The 16,711-nt window shown below is 60.2% G+C and carries 16 protein-coding genes and 1 tRNA gene; 15 read left to right on the top strand and 2 right to left on the bottom strand.

The features are described from left to right. Positions 1-71: 71 nt before the first annotated feature. From thiC to thiH, 5 genes are all read left to right on the top strand, one after another. On the top strand, positions 72-1,910 hold the full coding sequence (gene thiC, locus LAT62_RS01235) for a phosphomethylpyrimidine synthase ThiC (protein WP_293377680.1): 1,839 nt from the start codon (positions 72-74) through the stop codon (positions 1,908-1,910). Beyond that, complete coding sequence (gene thiE / locus LAT62_RS01230; protein WP_293377677.1) at positions 1,907-3,424, top strand: thiamine phosphate synthase; 1,518 nt, start codon at positions 1,907-1,909, stop codon at positions 3,422-3,424. The genes thiC and thiE overlap by 4 nt, the downstream gene beginning before the upstream one ends. Further along, the gene (gene thiS / locus LAT62_RS01225; protein ID WP_293377674.1) at positions 3,421-3,660 is read left to right on the top strand and encodes a sulfur carrier protein ThiS; all 240 of its coding nucleotides are present in this window, start codon (positions 3,421-3,423) and stop codon (positions 3,658-3,660) included. Before thiE ends, thiS begins: the two co-directional genes overlap by 4 nt. Before the next feature lie 2 nt (positions 3,661-3,662). Then, positions 3,663-4,445, top strand: coding sequence for a thiazole synthase (locus tag LAT62_RS01220; protein ID WP_293377671.1), 783 nt, complete (start codon positions 3,663-3,665; stop codon positions 4,443-4,445). A gap of 296 nt (positions 4,446-4,741) precedes the next feature. Next, on the top strand, positions 4,742-5,851 hold the full coding sequence (thiH, locus tag LAT62_RS01215; RefSeq protein ID WP_293377668.1) for a 2-iminoacetate synthase ThiH: 1,110 nt from the start codon (positions 4,742-4,744) through the stop codon (positions 5,849-5,851). Between the two features lie 18 nt (positions 5,852-5,869). Here thiH and LAT62_RS01210 read toward each other — a convergent pair whose 3' ends face one another. Next, on the bottom strand, positions 5,870-6,754 hold the full coding sequence (locus LAT62_RS01210; protein ID WP_293377665.1) for a CYTH domain-containing protein: 885 nt from the start codon (positions 6,752-6,754) through the stop codon (positions 5,870-5,872). A gap of 174 nt (positions 6,755-6,928) precedes the next feature. On the opposite strand from LAT62_RS01210, the gene argA reads away from it, so the two are divergent. From argA to LAT62_RS01195, 3 genes are all read left to right on the top strand, one after another. Continuing rightward, a complete protein-coding gene (argA, locus tag LAT62_RS01205) occupies positions 6,929-8,254 on the top strand; it encodes an amino-acid N-acetyltransferase (RefSeq protein WP_293377662.1) in 1,326 nt (441 codons plus the stop codon). Between the two features lie 33 nt (positions 8,255-8,287). Next, positions 8,288-9,115 (top strand): orotidine-5'-phosphate decarboxylase, encoded by an 828-nt coding sequence (gene pyrF / locus LAT62_RS01200; protein WP_293377659.1) that lies wholly within the window; start codon positions 8,288-8,290, stop codon positions 9,113-9,115. 145 nt (positions 9,116-9,260) lie between these two features. Further along, positions 9,261-9,638 carry a hypothetical protein gene (locus tag LAT62_RS01195; RefSeq protein ID WP_293377656.1) on the top strand — a complete coding sequence of 126 codons (378 nt, stop codon included), beginning with the start codon at positions 9,261-9,263 and terminating at the stop codon, positions 9,636-9,638. A gap of 93 nt (positions 9,639-9,731) precedes the next feature. Here the strand turns inward: LAT62_RS01195 and msrA are convergent, their stop codons facing one another. Continuing rightward, positions 9,732-10,304, bottom strand: coding sequence for a peptide-methionine (S)-S-oxide reductase MsrA (gene msrA, locus LAT62_RS01190; protein WP_293377653.1), 573 nt, complete (start codon positions 10,302-10,304; stop codon positions 9,732-9,734). Between the two features lie 149 nt (positions 10,305-10,453). Between msrA and LAT62_RS01185 the strand changes: the two genes are divergently transcribed. The 7 genes from LAT62_RS01185 to LAT62_RS01155 all read left to right on the top strand — a co-directional run bounded on the left by LAT62_RS01185 (position 10,454) and on the right by LAT62_RS01155 (position 16,710). Next, on the top strand, positions 10,454-10,843 hold the full coding sequence (locus LAT62_RS01185; protein ID WP_293377650.1) for a PilZ domain-containing protein: 390 nt from the start codon (positions 10,454-10,456) through the stop codon (positions 10,841-10,843). Further along, the gene (locus tag LAT62_RS01180) at positions 10,840-12,300 is read left to right on the top strand and encodes a hypothetical protein (protein ID WP_293377647.1); all 1,461 of its coding nucleotides are present in this window, start codon (positions 10,840-10,842) and stop codon (positions 12,298-12,300) included. The genes LAT62_RS01185 and LAT62_RS01180 overlap by 4 nt, the downstream gene beginning before the upstream one ends. Then, entirely contained in the window at positions 12,293-13,354 is a 1,062-nt protein-coding gene (gene mutY / locus LAT62_RS01175; RefSeq protein ID WP_293377644.1) for an A/G-specific adenine glycosylase, read from the top strand. The genes LAT62_RS01180 and mutY overlap by 8 nt, the downstream gene beginning before the upstream one ends. Before the next feature lie 65 nt (positions 13,355-13,419). Further along, on the top strand, positions 13,420-13,689 hold the full coding sequence (locus LAT62_RS01170; RefSeq protein WP_293377641.1) for an oxidative damage protection protein: 270 nt from the start codon (positions 13,420-13,422) through the stop codon (positions 13,687-13,689). Positions 13,690-13,797: 108 nt separating this feature from the next. Continuing rightward, positions 13,798-13,873 (top strand) — tRNA-Phe (locus tag LAT62_RS01165). Positions 13,874-14,038: 165 nt separating this feature from the next. Next, positions 14,039-15,169 (top strand): DUF917 family protein, encoded by a 1,131-nt coding sequence (locus LAT62_RS01160; protein ID WP_293377638.1) that lies wholly within the window; start codon positions 14,039-14,041, stop codon positions 15,167-15,169. Between the two features lie 8 nt (positions 15,170-15,177). Next, positions 15,178-16,710, top strand: coding sequence for an ATP-binding protein (locus LAT62_RS01155; RefSeq protein WP_293377635.1), 1,533 nt, complete (start codon positions 15,178-15,180; stop codon positions 16,708-16,710). Position 16,711 lies beyond the last annotated feature (1 nt).

The raw sequence follows: 16,711 nt of genomic DNA, 5'->3' as shown, positions 1-16,711 counted from the left end.
TTCTCCTCACATCCTCCTCCAACGCGGTCACTTCGTCTTTCTCTGTCCAACCACAGAACAGGAAGAACGGAATGACAACCCAGACCCCAACCGCCCAGCGCGTGGCTGAACTCAGCCGCGATGCCATTGGACCCTTTCCGGGCTCAAGCAAACTCTTTATTACCGGCTCCCGGCCGGACATCCGGGTCGGCATGCGCCAGGTGCATCTGAGCCCGACGCTCGACGCGGCCAGTGGCGAGACGCTGCACAACGAACCCATACCGCTGTATGACACGTCCGGCCCCTATTCCGACCCGGACGTCTCCATTGATGTGCGCGCCGGTCTGGCACCGCTGCGCAAGGGCTGGATCGATGAGCGACCAGCCGGCAATGACGGCAATGTCACCCAGCTCTATCATGCGCGCCGTGGCGTGATCACGCCGGAAATGGAATACATTGCCATTCGAGAGAACCAGGGCCGCGAGCGCCTGCGTGACCAGGCCCTGCACTGGCAGCACCCCGGCCTGGCCTGGGGTGCCAACCTGCCGGAAGCCATCACACCCGAGTTCGTGCGTCAGGAGGTAGCCGCCGGGCGAGCCGTTATCCCGGCCAATATCCACCACCCGGAAACCGAACCCATGATCATCGGGCGCAATTTTCTGGTGAAGGTGAACGCCAATATCGGCAACTCGGCGGTCACGTCTTCCATCGAGGAAGAAGTCGAAAAGATGATCTGGGCCACCCGCTGGGGCGCCGACACCGTGATGGACCTGTCCACCGGCAACAGCATCCATGAAACCCGCGAATGGATACTGCGCAACTCCCCGGTGCCCATCGGCACGGTGCCCATCTATCAGGCGCTGGAAAAGGTCAATGGCATCGCCGAAGACCTGAGCTGGGAGATCTTCCGCGACACCCTGGTCGAACAGGCCGAACAGGGTGTGGACTATTTCACCATCCATGCCGGCCTGCGACTGCATCATGTTCCCATGACGGCAGACCGGGTCACCGGCATTGTCAGCCGGGGCGGCTCCATCATGGCCAAATGGTGCCTGGCCCATCATGAAGAAAGTTTCCTGTACACCCACTTTGAGGACATCTGCAAGCTGCTCAAGGCCTATGACGTCACCATTTCACTGGGCGACGGCCTGCGCCCCGGCTCGGTGGCCGATGCCAATGATGCGGCCCAGTTTGCCGAACTGGAAACCCTGGGCGAGTTGACGCAGATCGCCTGGAAGCATGATGTCCAGGTGATCATCGAAGGCCCCGGTCATGTGCCCATGCATCTGATCAAGACCAATATGGACAAGCAGTTGGAACATTGTGCCGAGGCGCCCTTCTACACACTGGGCCCGCTGATTACCGACATTTCTCCCGGCTATGACCACTTTTCCTCCGGCATTGGTGCCGCCATGATCGGCTGGTACGGCTGTGCCATGCTGTGCTATGTCACACCCAAAGAGCATCTGGGCCTGCCCAACCGGGAGGATGTCAAACAGGGGCTGATGGCCTACAAGATCGCCGCGCATGCGGCTGATCTGGCCAAGGGCCACCCCGGCGCGCAGATTCGCGACAACGCCATGAGCCGGGCCCGCTTCGAGTTCCGCTGGGAGGATCAGTTCAATCTGGCACTGGACCCCGACACCGCGCGTCAGTTCCATGATGAGACCCTGCCGAAAGCGGGCCACAAACTGGCGCATTTCTGCTCCATGTGCGGACCCAAGTTCTGCTCCATGAAGATCAGCCATGAAGTCCGTGATATCGCCCGCCAGCAGGGCGCCCCTGATACCCGCAATGACCGTATCCGGGTGCTGGATCTGGACGAGGCCGAAGCCGGCATGGCGGAAAAATCGCGCGAATTTCGCCTGGCCGGCAGCGAGCTGTATCAGGAAGCCGCCACCGAGAGCGTGGACGGAGACCCGGCCAGATGAGCCGGCCCATAGTATGGAGCATCGCGGGCAGCGACTCTGGGGGCGGTGCCGGCATTCAGGCGGACATCCCCACCATTCTGGCTTTGGGCGGGCACCCGGCAACCGTGGTCACCGCCCTGACGGCACAGAACAGTGTGGGCGTACAGTCAGTCGAATCGACTGGCATGTCCCTGTTTGAACAGCAAATGAAATCACTGGCCTCGGATTTGCCACCGGCCGCGATCAAGATCGGGCTGCTGGCGGAGCCCTGGCAGATTCGCCTGCTGGCTGACAACCTGCCTGCCTGGCGCCAGCGCTGGCAGGCGCCGGTCGTGCTGGATCCGGTGCTGGTCGCCACCAGCGGGGACGAATTGGCGCGCGGTGAAGTGGTTGCCGCCTTGCAGGAACTCTTGCCTGCCGTTGATATGGTAACCCCCAATCTGCCGGAACTGCGCGCCCTGACCAGACAGGCCTGTGACACTCTGGAGGACGCCATCGCAGCCGCCCGCCTTTTGCTGGCACAGGGTTGCCGGTCGGTGCTGGTCAAGGGCGGACATGGCGACTGGGATACTGCAGAGGGCCAATGCATAGACGCATTGGTCACCGCCGACACTGTCTGGTGTTTTGCGCAACCCCGGCTGACGACACGCCACACCCACGGCACGGGATGCACGCTCAGTAGCGCCATCGCCACTGCGCTGGCGACCGGTCACCCGCTTGAAGACGCTGTGGTTCTGGCCAGTCGCTTTCTGCACCAGGGCCTGCATCAGGCCTACGCTACCGGGCAGGGTGCCGGCACGCCGGAACGGTGGCAACGCACAGATGACTGCAACATCGAGTGCTATCCGAATTGGCTTGCCGAACCGGGAGACACAACCAGCACCGACGGCTATCTGGATTGCCTCTGGCAACCGCTGGGTCTCTATCCGGTGGTCCCGGACAGCCGCTGGGTGGCGCGGGTGCTGAAGGCAGGTGTCAGAACCGTGCAACTACGCCTGAAAGACCCGGGTCATCCACGTCTGCGGGATGAAATTCAGGCCGCCATCCAGTTGGGGCAACAATACGGCGCTCAGGTCTTCATCAATGATCACTGGCAACTGGCCATCGAACTGGGTGCCTTTGGGGTGCATCTGGGGCAGGAGGATCTCGTCTCTGCCGATCTGCAGGCGATCCGGCACGCTGGTCTTCGCCTGGGCATCTCGACCCATGGTTTTGCAGAGCTGCTGCGCGCGCTGGCGCTGCGCCCCAGCTATGTGGCACTGGGTCATGTGTTCCCTACCCGCACCAAAAACATGCCCAGCCGACCGCAGGGGTTGGAACGACTGCGTGAATTCCAGGCCATAGCCGATCTCGCCGGCGTCCCCAGCACCGCCATCGGTGGCATCAAGCGGCATCATCTGCCGGCGGTGCGTGCCTGCGGTGTGCGCAGTGTCGCCGTGGTCACTGCCATCACCGAGGCAGATGATCCTGAGGCGGCCCTGCGCGAGCTGATGGCTGGCCTTGACGGTCAGACTGTTGGGGAAGCGACCGTATGAAGACTGAACAGCAGACCACTATCACGGTGACTGTGCAGGGGAAAGTCCGGTATCTGGCCGCCGGACAGAGCCTGAGCGAGGTGCTCACAGCACTAGGGCTGATCTCGCCCGATGGCAAGGCCACTGGCTTGGCACTGGCGGTCAATCAGGAGGTGGTGCCGGCCAGCGACTGGCCGCTGCGCAGTATCTCGGATGGTGACTACATTCAACTTTTTCAGGCCATAGCGGGAGGCTGAACATGCAAGATACCGATGACCCCTTGCATCTGGGCAATGAACGCTGGCAGTCACGTCTGCTGACCGGCACCGGCAAGTTCGGCCATCCGGACACCATGCTGGCGGCGCTCGAAGCGGCTGGCACCGAACTGGTCACTCTGGCGCTGCGCCGGGTCGAGACTGACGGACAAAACGACAATCTATTCGGCCCGCTCCAGCAGACCGGCTATCGCCTGCTGCCCAACACCTCGGGGGCGCGCACGGCAGAGGAGGCGGTCTTTGCGGCCCAGCTGGCGCGCGAGGCCATGGGGACGTCCTGGCTGAAGCTGGAAATTCATCCGGACCCGCGTTATCTGATGCCAGACCCGGTTGAAACACTGAAAGCAGCCGAGCAACTGGTGCAGCAGGGTTTTACCGTGCTGCCCTATGTGCATGCCGATCCGGTGCTGTGCAAGCGACTGGAGGAAGTCGGCTGTGCCGCCGTGATGCCGCTGGGGGCGCCGATCGGCTCGAATCTGGGCCTGGAGACGCGGACTTTTCTGCGCATCATCATCGAGCAGGCACAGGTGCCGGTGATTGTGGATGCCGGGATCGGGCGACCGAGCGATGCGATGGCGGCGATGGAGATGGGGGCGGATGCGGTGCTGGTGAATACGGCCATTGCGACGGCACGCGACCCAGTGGTGATGGCGCGGGCGTTTCGCGATGCGGTCAGTGCGGGGCGGGCGGCCTATCTTGCCGGGCTAGCCGCCGCCAGCCCGCAGGCGGCAGCCTCCAGCCCGCTGACTGAATTTCTGGGTGTGTAGGGGCTGCTGTCGAGTCACGCCCACGGGTCTTCGACTGAACTAAGTGCCAAGCTCGAGTGAGGGTTGCTTGCGGGATTGGTGGCGGGTTTGCCGCCAAGCTCGGGTACATGCCTGTGAGACACGCAAAAAACGTCATCCATGACAGCTCGACTCCGCACATCCCTGTGCGGAGACGGTCTCACAGTGCATGCACCCGGCAGGCGACACCCGGCTATTCACGGAGCCTCCTCCCATTTGGCTCATTGGATGCAGCGCCCCACCACCCCAATACAATCAATAGTAGACAGGTCAATTGAATGAGCTTTGCCGATCAACTGAACAGTCTGGACTGGGACAGTGAAAAATTTTCCTTGCATGGCAAGACGGCCGCAGACGTGGAACGTGCCCTGGCACGCCCGCAGCGCGATACAGAAGACTTCAAGGCCCTGATCAGCCCGGCGGCCCGGACCTATCTGGAGCCCATGGCACAGTTGAGCCAGCAACTGACGCAGCAGCGCTTCGGGCGCACGCAGCAGTTGTTTGCGCCACTGTACCTGAGTAATGCCTGCGCCAACATCTGCACCTACTGCGGTTTTTCGATGGAGAACCGGCTGCGGCGCAAGGTACTGAATGCCGATGAGATTCGCCGCGAGGCGGTAGCTCTGAAAACCCGAGGCTTCCGGCATGTGCTGATCGTTACCGGCGAGGCGCCCAAGGTAGTCGGGGTCGACTACTTTGCCGAGGCTCTGACGGAACTGCAGAGGCACTTTGCCCAGGTCAGCCTGGAAGTACAGCCGCTGGAGCAGGCGGACTATGAACGCCTGCAGGCACTGGGTCTGCACTCGGTGCTGGTCTATCAGGAAACCTATCACCGCCCGACCTATGCCGAGCATCACCGCAGGGGCAACAAAGCCGATTTCGGCTATCGCCTCGACACCATGGACCGGCTCGGGCGTGCCGGTATTCACCGCATGGGTCTCGGGGTGCTGCTCGGGCTCACCGACTGGCGCACCGACAGCCTGATGATGGCGCATCATCTGCGCTATCTGGAGCAGCGCTACTGGCGCAGCCGCTTCAGTGTGTCCTTTCCGCGCCTGCGGCCTGCCGCCGGAGACTACCAGGCCCGGGCGCCGATCAGTGATGCCGATCTGGTGCAACTGATCTGCGCCTGGCGCCTGTTCAGCCCGGATGTGGAGCTGAGCCTGTCCACGCGTGAGCGCGCCGTGTTCCGCGATCACCTGATGACGCTCGGTATCACCAGCCTGAGCGCTGAATCACAGACCCAGCCCGGCGGCTACAGTGCCGAGGCCGATGCGGCGCTGGAGCAATTCGAGATCGATGACAGTCGTCCGCTGGAGGACGTGCTTGCTGCCATCCGGAGCAATGGCTACGAACCTGTCTTCAAGGACTGGCAGGCCGGCTGGTAAACCTGGCCGACTGCTCGTTCAGGCCGCCTCGGAATGCTCCCAGACAGCCCGGCTCTGGCTGATCAGCCAAAGCCCCAGCGCCTTGCTGCCAGGCAGTTCGTGCCATACCCGCGTGTCTGCCGCAAGACCGGCGGTAAGGCTCTGGACAAGGCCCAATTGGTTCTTGCCTTCGGGCGCTACACGGGTCAGTCCCTGCAGGCTGGCCGCCAGATCGCTGCTGCTTGCCGGCAGCGCTTCCAGTTGTCGGCAGACCGCATTCAGCCAATCGGCCAGTGGCGCATCCCGTGCTGGTGTAGGCGGCCAGTCGCGCTGCTGGCGCAACAGTCGAAAGCCACGTTCGGCCTTGCTGATGTCCGAGGGCAGCATGGGCATATCCCGCGCCAGTTCTTCTGCCAGATCGAACAGGGCATTTGCCGGCCCGGTTTTCAGTTCCAGTTCCACTTCTGACAGAGGCACTCGGCCGTCATTCGTGATCACGTGCCCCTGATCCCAGACCAGTTCAACAGCTGCTGTACCGTAATACAGGCCCCATTCATGACGCTCAAAATTGGTTTCAAAGAGTGGTCGCAGCGCCTTCAGGTCAATATCATCCGGGAGCGCACCGGCCGGAAACCGGTCCAGTTCCAGTGCTTCACCGGCGACCGGCATCTCCGACTCTCGTCGCTTGTGCAGGCCACCGCCACCTGAGCTGTCTTTGCCTTTCAGGGTCTGCAGCCACTGGCCTTCATGATAACGCAGGCGCAAGGCGATGCCCGCGCTGGTCAATTGATGATCGGGGGTGTCGAAGTAGCGGTTGATCAGCCTGAAAGTGCGCCGCTGGACCGGCTTCAGCACCGAAAGGTCCTGCACTTCAATATCGGGAGACTCTGGTACCAGCAGCTTGAGCTCGATTTCTTCAGACATTCGCGTGTCCCAGGGAAGTTCACTGCATACTCTAGTGTCTGAGGTCGCTGAGTCAACGACAGCAAGGCGGTGGAAAAAGGCGGCAACGGATACGCTGCAGGCGCTCCGGCCGCATTCGACTTTAATCTGGTCACCGCATCTGCTGTAATAAGCGCCTGTTTCAGGGAATATGCCATGTCCTCCTACAGTGACGACTTTCTAAGCTTTTTTCGGGCCTCGAGCCCCTATATCCATGCCCATCGGGGCAAGACCCTGGTGGTCTACCTGTCAGGTGAGGCACTGGCGCATGACAGCACGGCGCTGATTCATGATCTGGCGCTGCTGCGCAGCCTCGGTCTGCGCCTGATCATTGCCTATGGCACGCGACCTCAGGTCACAGCGGCCTGTCAGGACGAGGGTGTCACCGAGGCATTTGATGACGGCCTCAGAATTACCGATGCGGCCACGCTGAAAGTCGCCACCGGCGTCGCCCAGCAGCTTATGGTGCGCCTGCAGGCCGAGTTCTCCACGGGTCTGGTGAACAGTCCCATGCATGGTGCCGGCATCGGTGTGGTGAACGGCAACTTTGTGCATGCCATGCCCAGAGGCATCATCAATGGTGTCGATCTCCAGTTCACCGGTACCGTTCGCCGTATCGGTGCCGAGGGTATTCGGCAACAACTCGATGCCGGCAACATAGTGCTGTTGCCGCCCTTCGGTTTTTCGGTCACCGGGGAGGTTTTCAACCTCAGCGCGCCTGAAGTCGCCGTATCAGCAGCCGTGGCAACCCGGGCCGACAAGCTGGTGATCGTGGGCGCCATGGACGCTTTGCCCGAGCCTGCCGCGCAAAGCCAGATGACACCGCATGAATTGCGCCAGCATCTGGAGACGCTGGCGCCCGACCTGGCCGGCCTGGCAGAAGCCAGAGCCGCCCTGTCAGCCAGCCAGCAGGGCATTTCCCGGGTGCATGTACTGTCCGCCACGGAACCCGGCGGATTGCTGCGTGAGCTCTACACGCGGGATGGCTGCGGCATCATGGTGTCGCGGGATGACTATGATCGATTCCGCTCTGCAACGGCGGAAGATATCGGCGGCATTCTGGAACTGCTGCGCCCGCTGGAAGACGAGGGCGTGCTGGTCAGACGGTCGCGCGAGCAACTGGAAAGAGACATTGGCGAGTTTGTGGTCAATGAGCGCGACGGCATGATCATCGGCTGCGCCGCCCTGCATCCTTTTGATACCCAGGCCGGTCGTCAGGCCGAACTGGCCTGTGTTGCCGTGCATACCGACTATCGCACCCATGGCCGAGGGGCGCGGCTGCTGGAGCAGGTGGAGCGCCAGGCCCGGGCACATGGTATCCGCCAATTGTTTGCCCTGACCACACGCACCACCCACTGGTTTCGAGAACACGGCTTTGTGCAGGGTGATATCAGCGACCTGCCGGAAGAGCGCAAAGCCCTGTACAATTTCCAGCGCAATTCGCGTGTGCTGATCAAGCCGTTGCCACCGGGGCGGTTGTGATGATGCACACTGATCACGATCAGGAGTAAAGCATTGAGCACCACCTTTTATGAGAGCCTGAAAGCCCGCTGGCACAAGCACAACACCCTGATCTGTGTCGGCCTGGATCCGCTGCCGGAGCGTTTCCCCGGTTCGATAGCACAGCGGCCGGATGCGGTGTTTGCCTTCAATCGGGCCATCATCGACGCCACCCATGACCTGGTGTGCGCCTACAAACCCCAGATCGCGCACTATGCTGCACTGGCGGCAGAAGATCAGTTGCAGCAGACCATGGACTATCTGCGCAGTCAGTACCCGGATATCCCGGTGATACTGGACAGCAAGCGGGGCGATATAGGCTCCACCGCCGAGCAGTACGCCCGCGAAGCATTTGACCGCTACGGGGCCGATGCAGTCACCGTCAATCCCTACATGGGTGCCGATACCATAGAGCCCTTTGCCCGCTACAGCAGCAAGGGTGTTGTTGTGCTATGTCGCACGTCCAACCCTTCTGCAGCAGAGCTGCAGAACCTTGAACTGGCCAGTGGTGAAACGCTGTTTGCGCAGGTCGCCCGGCTGGCGGCCCGCCAATGGAACGGGCGACAGAACCTGGCACTGGTGGTGGGTGCCACGGCGCCTGCCGAACTGGCGCGGGTGCGCGACCTGATAGGTGACATGCCCATTCTGGTACCTGGACTCGGTGCACAGGGAGGCGATGCTGAGGCGGTGCTCAAGGCAGGCCTGACAGAGCACGGTGACGGGCTGATCATCAACTCGTCTCGGGGCATACTGTATGCCAGCCAGGCAGACGATTTTGCCCTCGCCGCACGCAGTGAAGCACAGGCCCTGCGCGATCTGGCGAACCGTTTCCGTCAGCAGTGAACGGATCCTTCCGCGAATTGGGTGCCACACAGGAATAATTGTGGCAACATGCTTTCAGCGGTTTGGACAGGTTGGTTCTCTTGCCCTGTGGCAGAACCCCTCTATACTGTGAATGACAACAATACACTCTGCGGAGGAAAGCACGATGAAAAAGCTAGGACGTTTTATTCTTGCCTCGGTTGTGGCTGCCGGTCTTGCAACCAGCGCCCAAGCCATTGACTACTGGACAGGTGGTGCGGGTGTAGAATCTCGTGAGATGGCACCCGAGTACAACACGGCCATCCAGTTCTTCGGGCAGGATGGCTCCTACCTGTCAGAAATCTGGTTCACCCTGTATGACAGCAGTGGTGAAAGCGTGCTGGAAGGCATGACGGAAGGCCCCTGGCTGCTGGTAGACCTGGATGACGGCACCTACAGCGTCAAAGGGCAGCGTATGGCCTCCGGTGAAATCCAGAGCATCCGCTTTACCGTTCAGGACAATCGGGCGCAACTGCTGGGCCTGCGTTACCACAACGAGGACTGATCTCCCGATCAGCTTGTCAGCCCTTGATGGGCTGAATTGAAAAGCAGCAAAGCCCACTACTCTGAGTGGGCTTTTTTGTGTCTGTTCGATCAGTCAGTCGATCGGACAAGTCACACCAGTACCCTTGATGCCACAATAGCCCATGGGATTCTTGTGCAGATACTGCTGATGATAGTCTTCGGCATAGTAGAACGTCTTGCCACCGCCTATTTCAGTAGTAACCTCGCCATAGCCTGAGCGCTGGAGATTCTCGGTCATTGCGTCGGCGGACTGGCGCGCCAAATCTTCTGCCGCCTCATCAGGCAGGTAGAGAGCCGACCGGTACTGACTGCCTACATCATTGCCCTGGCGCATGCCCTGCGTCGGGTCATGAGATTCCCAGAAAACCTTGAGCAAAGCGGACAGCTCGATCCGGTTCGGGTTGTAAACAATACGCACCACTTCGGCATGGCCAGTGCGGCCGGAACATACTTCGTCATAGGTCGGGTTGGGTGTGAACCCCCCTGCATAACCGACCGCGGTTGAATGCACCCCGGACAACTGCCAGAACAGCCGCTCGGCCCCCCAGAAACACCCCATGCCAACCACCAACTCGTGCGTTCCTTCAGGGAAGGGCGGTGTCAGGCGGGTTCCCAGTACTGAATGTACCGTCTGTTGCATGGGCATTGGCTCGTTTCGTCCCGGCAAGGCATTTTCTGCACTTACCGATAATCCGGATTTGTTGAAAAACTTTGCCATGTTCACCCCCTTTTGCTGGTTGCCGGTGTCCGACCACCCATCTATAGTAGTCACAGACCCAGTCGAGTATAACAAGTATGGAAGACACACGGCGGTTTACCCGCCTGCCGATCACGCTGCAGGCCAGACTGACCTTCGCCGATCAGGTGCTGGAGGGTGAACTGCATGATGTCAGCCTGAAGGGCGCCCTGATGCTGGCCCTGGGTGACCCGCTGCCACCCGACTCGATCGGTCACCCAGGCGCACTGAAACTTGACCTGAACGACGGTGAACTGGTGCTGGCTATGGCCGTTCGCGTGGCGCATCTGGAAGACCACTACATCGGGCTGGAATTTACTGAAATGGATATCGACACCATTTCCCATCTGCGCCGGATGGTCGAGCTGAACCTTGGGCTAGACGATGTTCTGCAGCGTGAATTGGGTATGCTCTGGGACAACAGGAATCGGCCAAACCGCAGTCAATGACTCTCAAAACACTGTTTCACACTCTCATCACCATAGCTCTGGTTGTTGTCGTCTGGCCGCTGATCGGCTGGCTGGCTCTCTACAGTCAGTATGAGCGGCAGACCGCAGCCGACAGATTTCTGACAACATTCACCATCGAAGGCAAGGACGTTCAGCTCGAACCGGGCCGAACTCATCTGCGCTTCTTTCCCGTACCGGCAATCGAGCTCTACAATGCACGCCTGCATGTTGAAGGACTGAGCGAGCCTGTGCGGCTGGCGCACGCGACCTGGCGCTCACGCTGGTACAGCCCGTGGGTTTTTCAGTGGCTGCCTGAGCGCTTTATCGTGCGCAATGGACAACTGTTGCAGGACGCCTCACTCGCCGGACCCGAGAGTCTGGATGAGCTATGGCCGCTGGTCAGACATTTTCATCAGGCTCGTGATGTACTGGGTGACTTCCAGGCACTTGAGGTCGAAGAATTGAGCATTACGCTGTTTGATCCGGATACAGAGAATGTTCTCGATCTCAGGGTTGCCGGCGAACTGCGCCGCACCATGGGTGGCGTGGAACTGCAGAGCATTACCGACCTCTCGGGCGATGGCTGGGTTGACCACGGTTTTCTGCGCCTGCATGGACGCTGGACTCCGGCCGAACAATTCGCCGCGCCTCTGCTGCTGCAGTCGGTTGATGCACATCTGGAGTTCACCAGTCTGACGCGTGAATACGGCCTGTATCAATGGTCGGCTGATGCCGAAAACCTGCGTTTCAATCCCGAGGGAGGCACCATCCGCGCCGACTATCTGGTATTGGGCACCGGTCGCAGTGATGGAACCGAACTGGCCGAGGCCGCCGAGTATGGCGAGCGAACTGCCATCAATAGCCTGGTCTGGCGTGATGATGAGACGAACTGGCGCGCCGACAATGTACAGCGCGCTGTGGCCTTGCAGCCCCATCACAGCAATATTCGCGATGTTCGCTGGCTGCTCGACAGCGACCAATGGCGCACCGGTGGTTCCGATCAGGTCGGTCGGACACAACTGACCTGGGAAATGAACCTGGCCGGGCAACCGGTCAATCAGGTGCGCGCGCAGATGATTCAGGCCGGTGGACGGGCACCGTCACTCGATCGCTGGGAAGCAGACAGTGCCGAAGTAACACTCAGCGTTCTGAGTGCCGACATGACCCAGTCAATGACCGGGTGGGGCAGCGTCAGCAGTGATGTGGGTGCCGCAGAGCTGTCGATTACCGGAGGTGAATTCAGTGAGCAGCGTCAGGAAGGAGACACCCTGTGGCTCTATGGCGACTTCGAAATCACGCCTCAGGGAATGACATTGAGTGATATGTCCGGCACGCTGCGTGGCTCATCCACGGAACGACAGTCGAGCCTGGAAGAATGGGTATCCTGCTGGGGCGACTGGTCCCCTTTCCTGATCGTAGTCGTCACGCAATGCACGGAGCCTGCAGAAAGTGACTGATAAGCCGTCATCCGATAGCCGGTCCGTTCCCCGATTTCAGCAAGCAGTACTGGACTGGTTCGGTCATTCCGGGCGCACTCACCTGCCCTGGCAACAGAAGCAGACCCCCTACCGGGTCTGGGTGTCGGAAATCATGCTGCAACAGACCCAGGTAGCCACCGTCATCCCCTATTTCGAGCGTTTCATGGCCCGATTCCCTACCGTCGAGCATCTGGCAAAAGGCGAGCAGGATGAAGTACTCCATCTCTGGACAGGCCTCGGCTACTATGCACGCGCGCGCAACCTGCACCAATGCGCCCAGCAGATTGTTGCTCAGCATGGAGGACAGTTCCCCGAGGACGTCGACTCACTGGCGGCACTGCCCGGCATTGGCCGCTCAACCGCCGGTGCCATCGTCAGCCTGGCGCTGAATCGCCCTGCCCCCATTCTGGATGGCAACGTGAAACGCGTGCTGGCCCGTTATCATGCGGTACCCGGATGGCCCGGGCATACCGCCCCGGCACGCCGGCTCTGGCAGCTGGCCGAGCAATACACCCCCTATCGAGAGGCGCGCAATTACACCCAGGCCATGATGGACCTCGGCGCAACCCTTTGCACGCGCCGCAACCCGGATTGCCAACACTGCCCTCTGGCCGCAGACTGTCAGGCCTTCCGCTCAGGTGAACCTGAACGCTATCCCGAGTCCAAACCGAAAAAAAACAAGCCGCAGCGACAGGCCTGGTGGCTGCTTTTGCAACTGCCCGATCAGCGCTGCCTGCTGCAGCAACGGGCTCCGGCTGGCCTTTGGGGTGGGCTGTTCTGTTTTCCCGAATTCGCATGCCGTGAAGACCTTGAGCACTGGCTGACCACGCAAGGGCTGGGCCGAGCTGAGCGCGATAGCTGGGCGCCCTTCCGCCATACCTTCACCCACTTTCATCTGGACATACATCCGGTGCATGTGCCAGTCTCCGCGCCGGACCACGTCGCCGAAACAGGCCGCTGGGTGCAACCGGCACTGGAAGAAACCGTCGGTCTGGCCGCACCGACGCGCCAGTTGCTGAACAAGCTGGTGTAAAGAATGATACCGCCCAGGCAAGACCAATCAGGGCTTTGCACAGCCCCAAACAAGGAGCAGCACTGATGACCAGAACCGTCTTCTGCCGCAAATACCAGAAAGACCTCCCCGGACTGGAGCGACCGCCGTTTCCCGGCGCCAAGGGGGAAGACATTTTTCAGCACGTCTCGCGTGCCGCCTGGGAAGACTGGCAGGCTCATCAGACGCGGCTGATCAATGAGAAGCACCTGAGCATGACCGACTTCAAGGCTCGTCGCTACCTGATGGAGCAGATGGATCGTTTTCTCTCCGGCGAGGACTTTGATCAGGCAGAAGGCTATGTTCCCGAGGATTGAGCTGCTGCACAATCACCCGGAATTGCTGAAAAAAATCAGTGAGTTAGCCAGAAAACTATTGACGCTTGGCGGAAAAAACCGTTTAATACGCGACGTCGCTGACGCGAGGCCCAGATAGCTCAGTCGGTAGAGCAAGGGATTGAAAATCCCTGTGTCGGCAGTTCGATTCTGTCTCTGGGCACCAAGCATTCTGAAAACCCGGCTTATGGCCGGGTTTTCTGTTTTCGGGACACAGACAATCCTCCCTGTAGTCAACCGACTCTGCTTTTCTGTGCACCTGCCCTGCTCTACCCTGATTCGGCTGGCTATGGCAGGCTATACTGCATATATAAGCTGACAGGATAATCCTATGCAATTGAACCAGCCCCTGAACCGAGAGCAGCTGGAATGTATCATCGAAGGGGCCGCCTTTCTGGGCAGCGGCGGCGGTGGGCCACTGAGTCTGGCCCGCCCGCTCATCGACTACATGGCCAATCAGTCACTCTGGCCCACGGTGGCCAGCTTTGACCAGATCAAGACAGGCCCTGTCGGCACAGTGGCGGGTATCGGCTCCCCTGCGGCAGCCTCTGGCGGTGATATGGGGTTTACGCGAGCGCCCGTGCGCATGGTCAGACTGATGGAACAATTGACGGGCAGTTCTTTCCGCTGCCTCATTCCCGGCGAGACCGGGCCCATGAACAGCCTGATTCCACTCCTTGCCGGCGCTCAGCGTGGCATTCCCATTCTGGATGCGGATGGGGCCGGGCGCGCCATGTCCACGCTGGGCATGAGTACCTTCAATGAAACAGCCCCGGTGCACCCCTTCGTGATCGGCAATGAGGCCTCCGAAGGCGAGACACCGATAACAGCCCAGTTGACCCTGAACGATCCGTCCCAGGCAGACGCCATGAGCCGATCCATCGTCAGTTCCCCCGCGTTTGATTCAGCCGGAGCTTTCTCAACCTGGCCCTCTACCGTTGAAGCATTGAACAAGGTCGTGGTGCATGGTTCTCTCAGCCTGTGTTTCAGTATCGGGACCATCCTGCGTCAGTCCCAGGCGGCTGGCATAGACCCTTTGCCGGCACTCGCCGAACAGCCGGAACTCAAGCCGCGACTGAGAGTGTTGTTCAGCGGCCCGATTACCGGGGTTGATGTCGATACAACCGGCGGCTTTGATCGCATGACCGTTCGTTTGGGCAAGAAGCCCTCCCAACTGACCATCATGGGGCTCAATGAAAACATGATTGCATGGTCAGACAGCGCCAGCTCTCCAGTCTGCATGGGGCCGGACAGCATCTGCTATGTCACCACAGACGGCCATGCTTTCTCCAACGCCTCGGTGGAAGACATAATGAAACAGGGTAAGACCGTTCACGTGATAGGCCTCGTTGCCGACCAGGCCCTGAAAAAGCCGTCCATCTTGCGAGCCTATGCAACGGTGCTGGCGCAGCTGGGCTATGCCGGTTGCTATCAGCCGCTGTCCGCCGAGCAGGGGGCCTGAGCCGACCAATGAAAACCGTCATCGAGCAACTTCTCTTTCATGGCATGTGGCAAAACTCCCTGGACTCGATGTTCTTGATTCGGGTCAGGGATGACGACTTCTACATAGAAGGCATCAACCATGTACTGGAAGATTTCATTGGCGCCAAAAGTGCCGACCTGCAAGGCACCCGGCTGATTGACCTGCTGCCCGCTCCGGACACGGTTCTGAGTCACTACCGGGACTGTTTGCAGTCTGGGCGTACCATCTACTATGAAGAAGAAGGCATCGCGCCGGATGGATCGAGCAAATTCTGGCACACCATGCTGGTGCCGCTGGAATATGAGGGCAAGGACTTTCTGTTCGGTTCCTCGCGTGACATCACGGACCTGAAGGAAACCGAACGGCGCCTGGAATACGCACGGGATGAAGCCGAAGCGGCCAATGCGGCAAAGACCCTGTTTCTGGCCAATATGAGCCACGAATTGCGTACGCCACTCAACGGCATCATGGGCACCGCCTCCCTGCTGCGCCAGAAACAGAAGGAGAGTGCGGAAACCACCGGGCAACTGGATCTGATCGTGCGCTCTGCCGATGCAATGAACCGACTGGTCGAGGACATACTCGATCTGTCCAAGATTGAAAACAACAGCCTGCGCATAACGCCCTCTCTGGGTGACCTGCGCCCGACGCTGGATGATGTCGTGATTCTGATGCGTGATCTGGCCGAAGAAAAAGGGCTCGACTTCCGCTACCAACTGGCTGAAAAATTCCCCGTTCGCTTGCTGGCAGATGAAGCGCGCATTCGACAGATATTGACCAACCTGCTGTCCAATGCGGTCAAGTTCACCGAGCAGGGGTTTATTCGGCTGGAGGTCACTTACAAAGAAAGTGGCGAGGCCGACTCCGAACACCATGGCGCTTTGCGGATACTGGTGGAAGATTCGGGCATTGGCATTGCACCCGACAAGCTCAATCAGATTGGTACTCCATTCTTTCAGGTCCACCCTGAACGCAACCGACGCCACACTGGCTCAGGTATCGGCCTGTCCGTGTGCAAGTCACTGGTCGAACTGATGCACGGCGATTTCCGGATGCGCAGCGAGCCGTCTGTCGGCACCCTGGCCGAGGTCATTCTTCCGACCCAGACCACAGCGCTCGAAGAGGAAGTACCGGCACCACCCGAGTTTGTACCACCTACCCCCTTCTCCGTGCTGGTCGCGGAAGACAACAATACCAATCAACTGATCATGCGGCGTATGCTGCAGCACCTGGGTGCGGAGGTGACGCTGGCCAGCGATGGCCATGAGGCCCTTGAGCTGGCCCGCAAGAAACCCTTTGCGCTGGTCCTGATGGACCTGCACATGCCTTCTCTGGATGGCATTGCGGCGACCCATGCCTTGCGTGCGGAAGGCTTTGATGTGCCCGTTGTTGCAGTCACGGCTTCGGTTACCCAGCAGGAACGGGAAGCCTGCAAGCGGGCCCGCATGAACAGCTTTGTCGACAAGCCGGTCAAGGTCGAGGCGCTGCGCAACATGCTTGCCCGGATATTTCCTGCCTGAC

The sequence above is a fragment of the Natronospirillum sp. genome (assembly GCF_022565775.1).
Taxonomy (GTDB): Bacteria; Pseudomonadota; Gammaproteobacteria; order Pseudomonadales; family Natronospirillaceae; genus Natronospirillum.
Note: the sequence above shows the minus strand (reverse complement) of the source record. Positions and strands in the feature narration are given on the sequence as shown.

Excerpts from the sequence above, each read along its gene's own strand:
- thiC (WP_293377680.1), top strand. The coding sequence starts at position 72 with ATGACAACCCAGACCCCAACCGCCCAGCGCGTGGCTGAACTCAGCCGC.
- thiE (WP_293377677.1), top strand. The coding sequence starts at position 1,907 with ATGAGCCGGCCCATAGTATGGAGCATCGCGGGCAGCGACTCTGGGGGC.
- thiS (WP_293377674.1), top strand. The coding sequence starts at position 3,421 with ATGAAGACTGAACAGCAGACCACTATCACGGTGACTGTGCAGGGGAAA.
- LAT62_RS01220 (WP_293377671.1), top strand. The coding sequence starts at position 3,663 with ATGCAAGATACCGATGACCCCTTGCATCTGGGCAATGAACGCTGGCAG.
- thiH (WP_293377668.1), top strand. The coding sequence starts at position 4,742 with ATGAGCTTTGCCGATCAACTGAACAGTCTGGACTGGGACAGTGAAAAA.
- LAT62_RS01210 (WP_293377665.1), bottom strand. The coding sequence starts at position 6,754 with ATGTCTGAAGAAATCGAGCTCAAGCTGCTGGTACCAGAGTCTCCCGAT.
- argA (WP_293377662.1), top strand. The coding sequence starts at position 6,929 with ATGTCCTCCTACAGTGACGACTTTCTAAGCTTTTTTCGGGCCTCGAGC.
- LAT62_RS01195 (WP_293377656.1), top strand. The coding sequence starts at position 9,261 with ATGAAAAAGCTAGGACGTTTTATTCTTGCCTCGGTTGTGGCTGCCGGT.
- msrA (WP_293377653.1), bottom strand. The coding sequence starts at position 10,304 with ATGCCCATGCAACAGACGGTACATTCAGTACTGGGAACCCGCCTGACA.
- LAT62_RS01185 (WP_293377650.1), top strand. The coding sequence starts at position 10,454 with ATGGAAGACACACGGCGGTTTACCCGCCTGCCGATCACGCTGCAGGCC.
- LAT62_RS01180 (WP_293377647.1), top strand. The coding sequence starts at position 10,840 with ATGACTCTCAAAACACTGTTTCACACTCTCATCACCATAGCTCTGGTT.
- LAT62_RS01170 (WP_293377641.1), top strand. The coding sequence starts at position 13,420 with ATGACCAGAACCGTCTTCTGCCGCAAATACCAGAAAGACCTCCCCGGA.
- LAT62_RS01160 (WP_293377638.1), top strand. The coding sequence starts at position 14,039 with ATGCAATTGAACCAGCCCCTGAACCGAGAGCAGCTGGAATGTATCATC.
- LAT62_RS01155 (WP_293377635.1), top strand. The coding sequence starts at position 15,178 with ATGAAAACCGTCATCGAGCAACTTCTCTTTCATGGCATGTGGCAAAAC.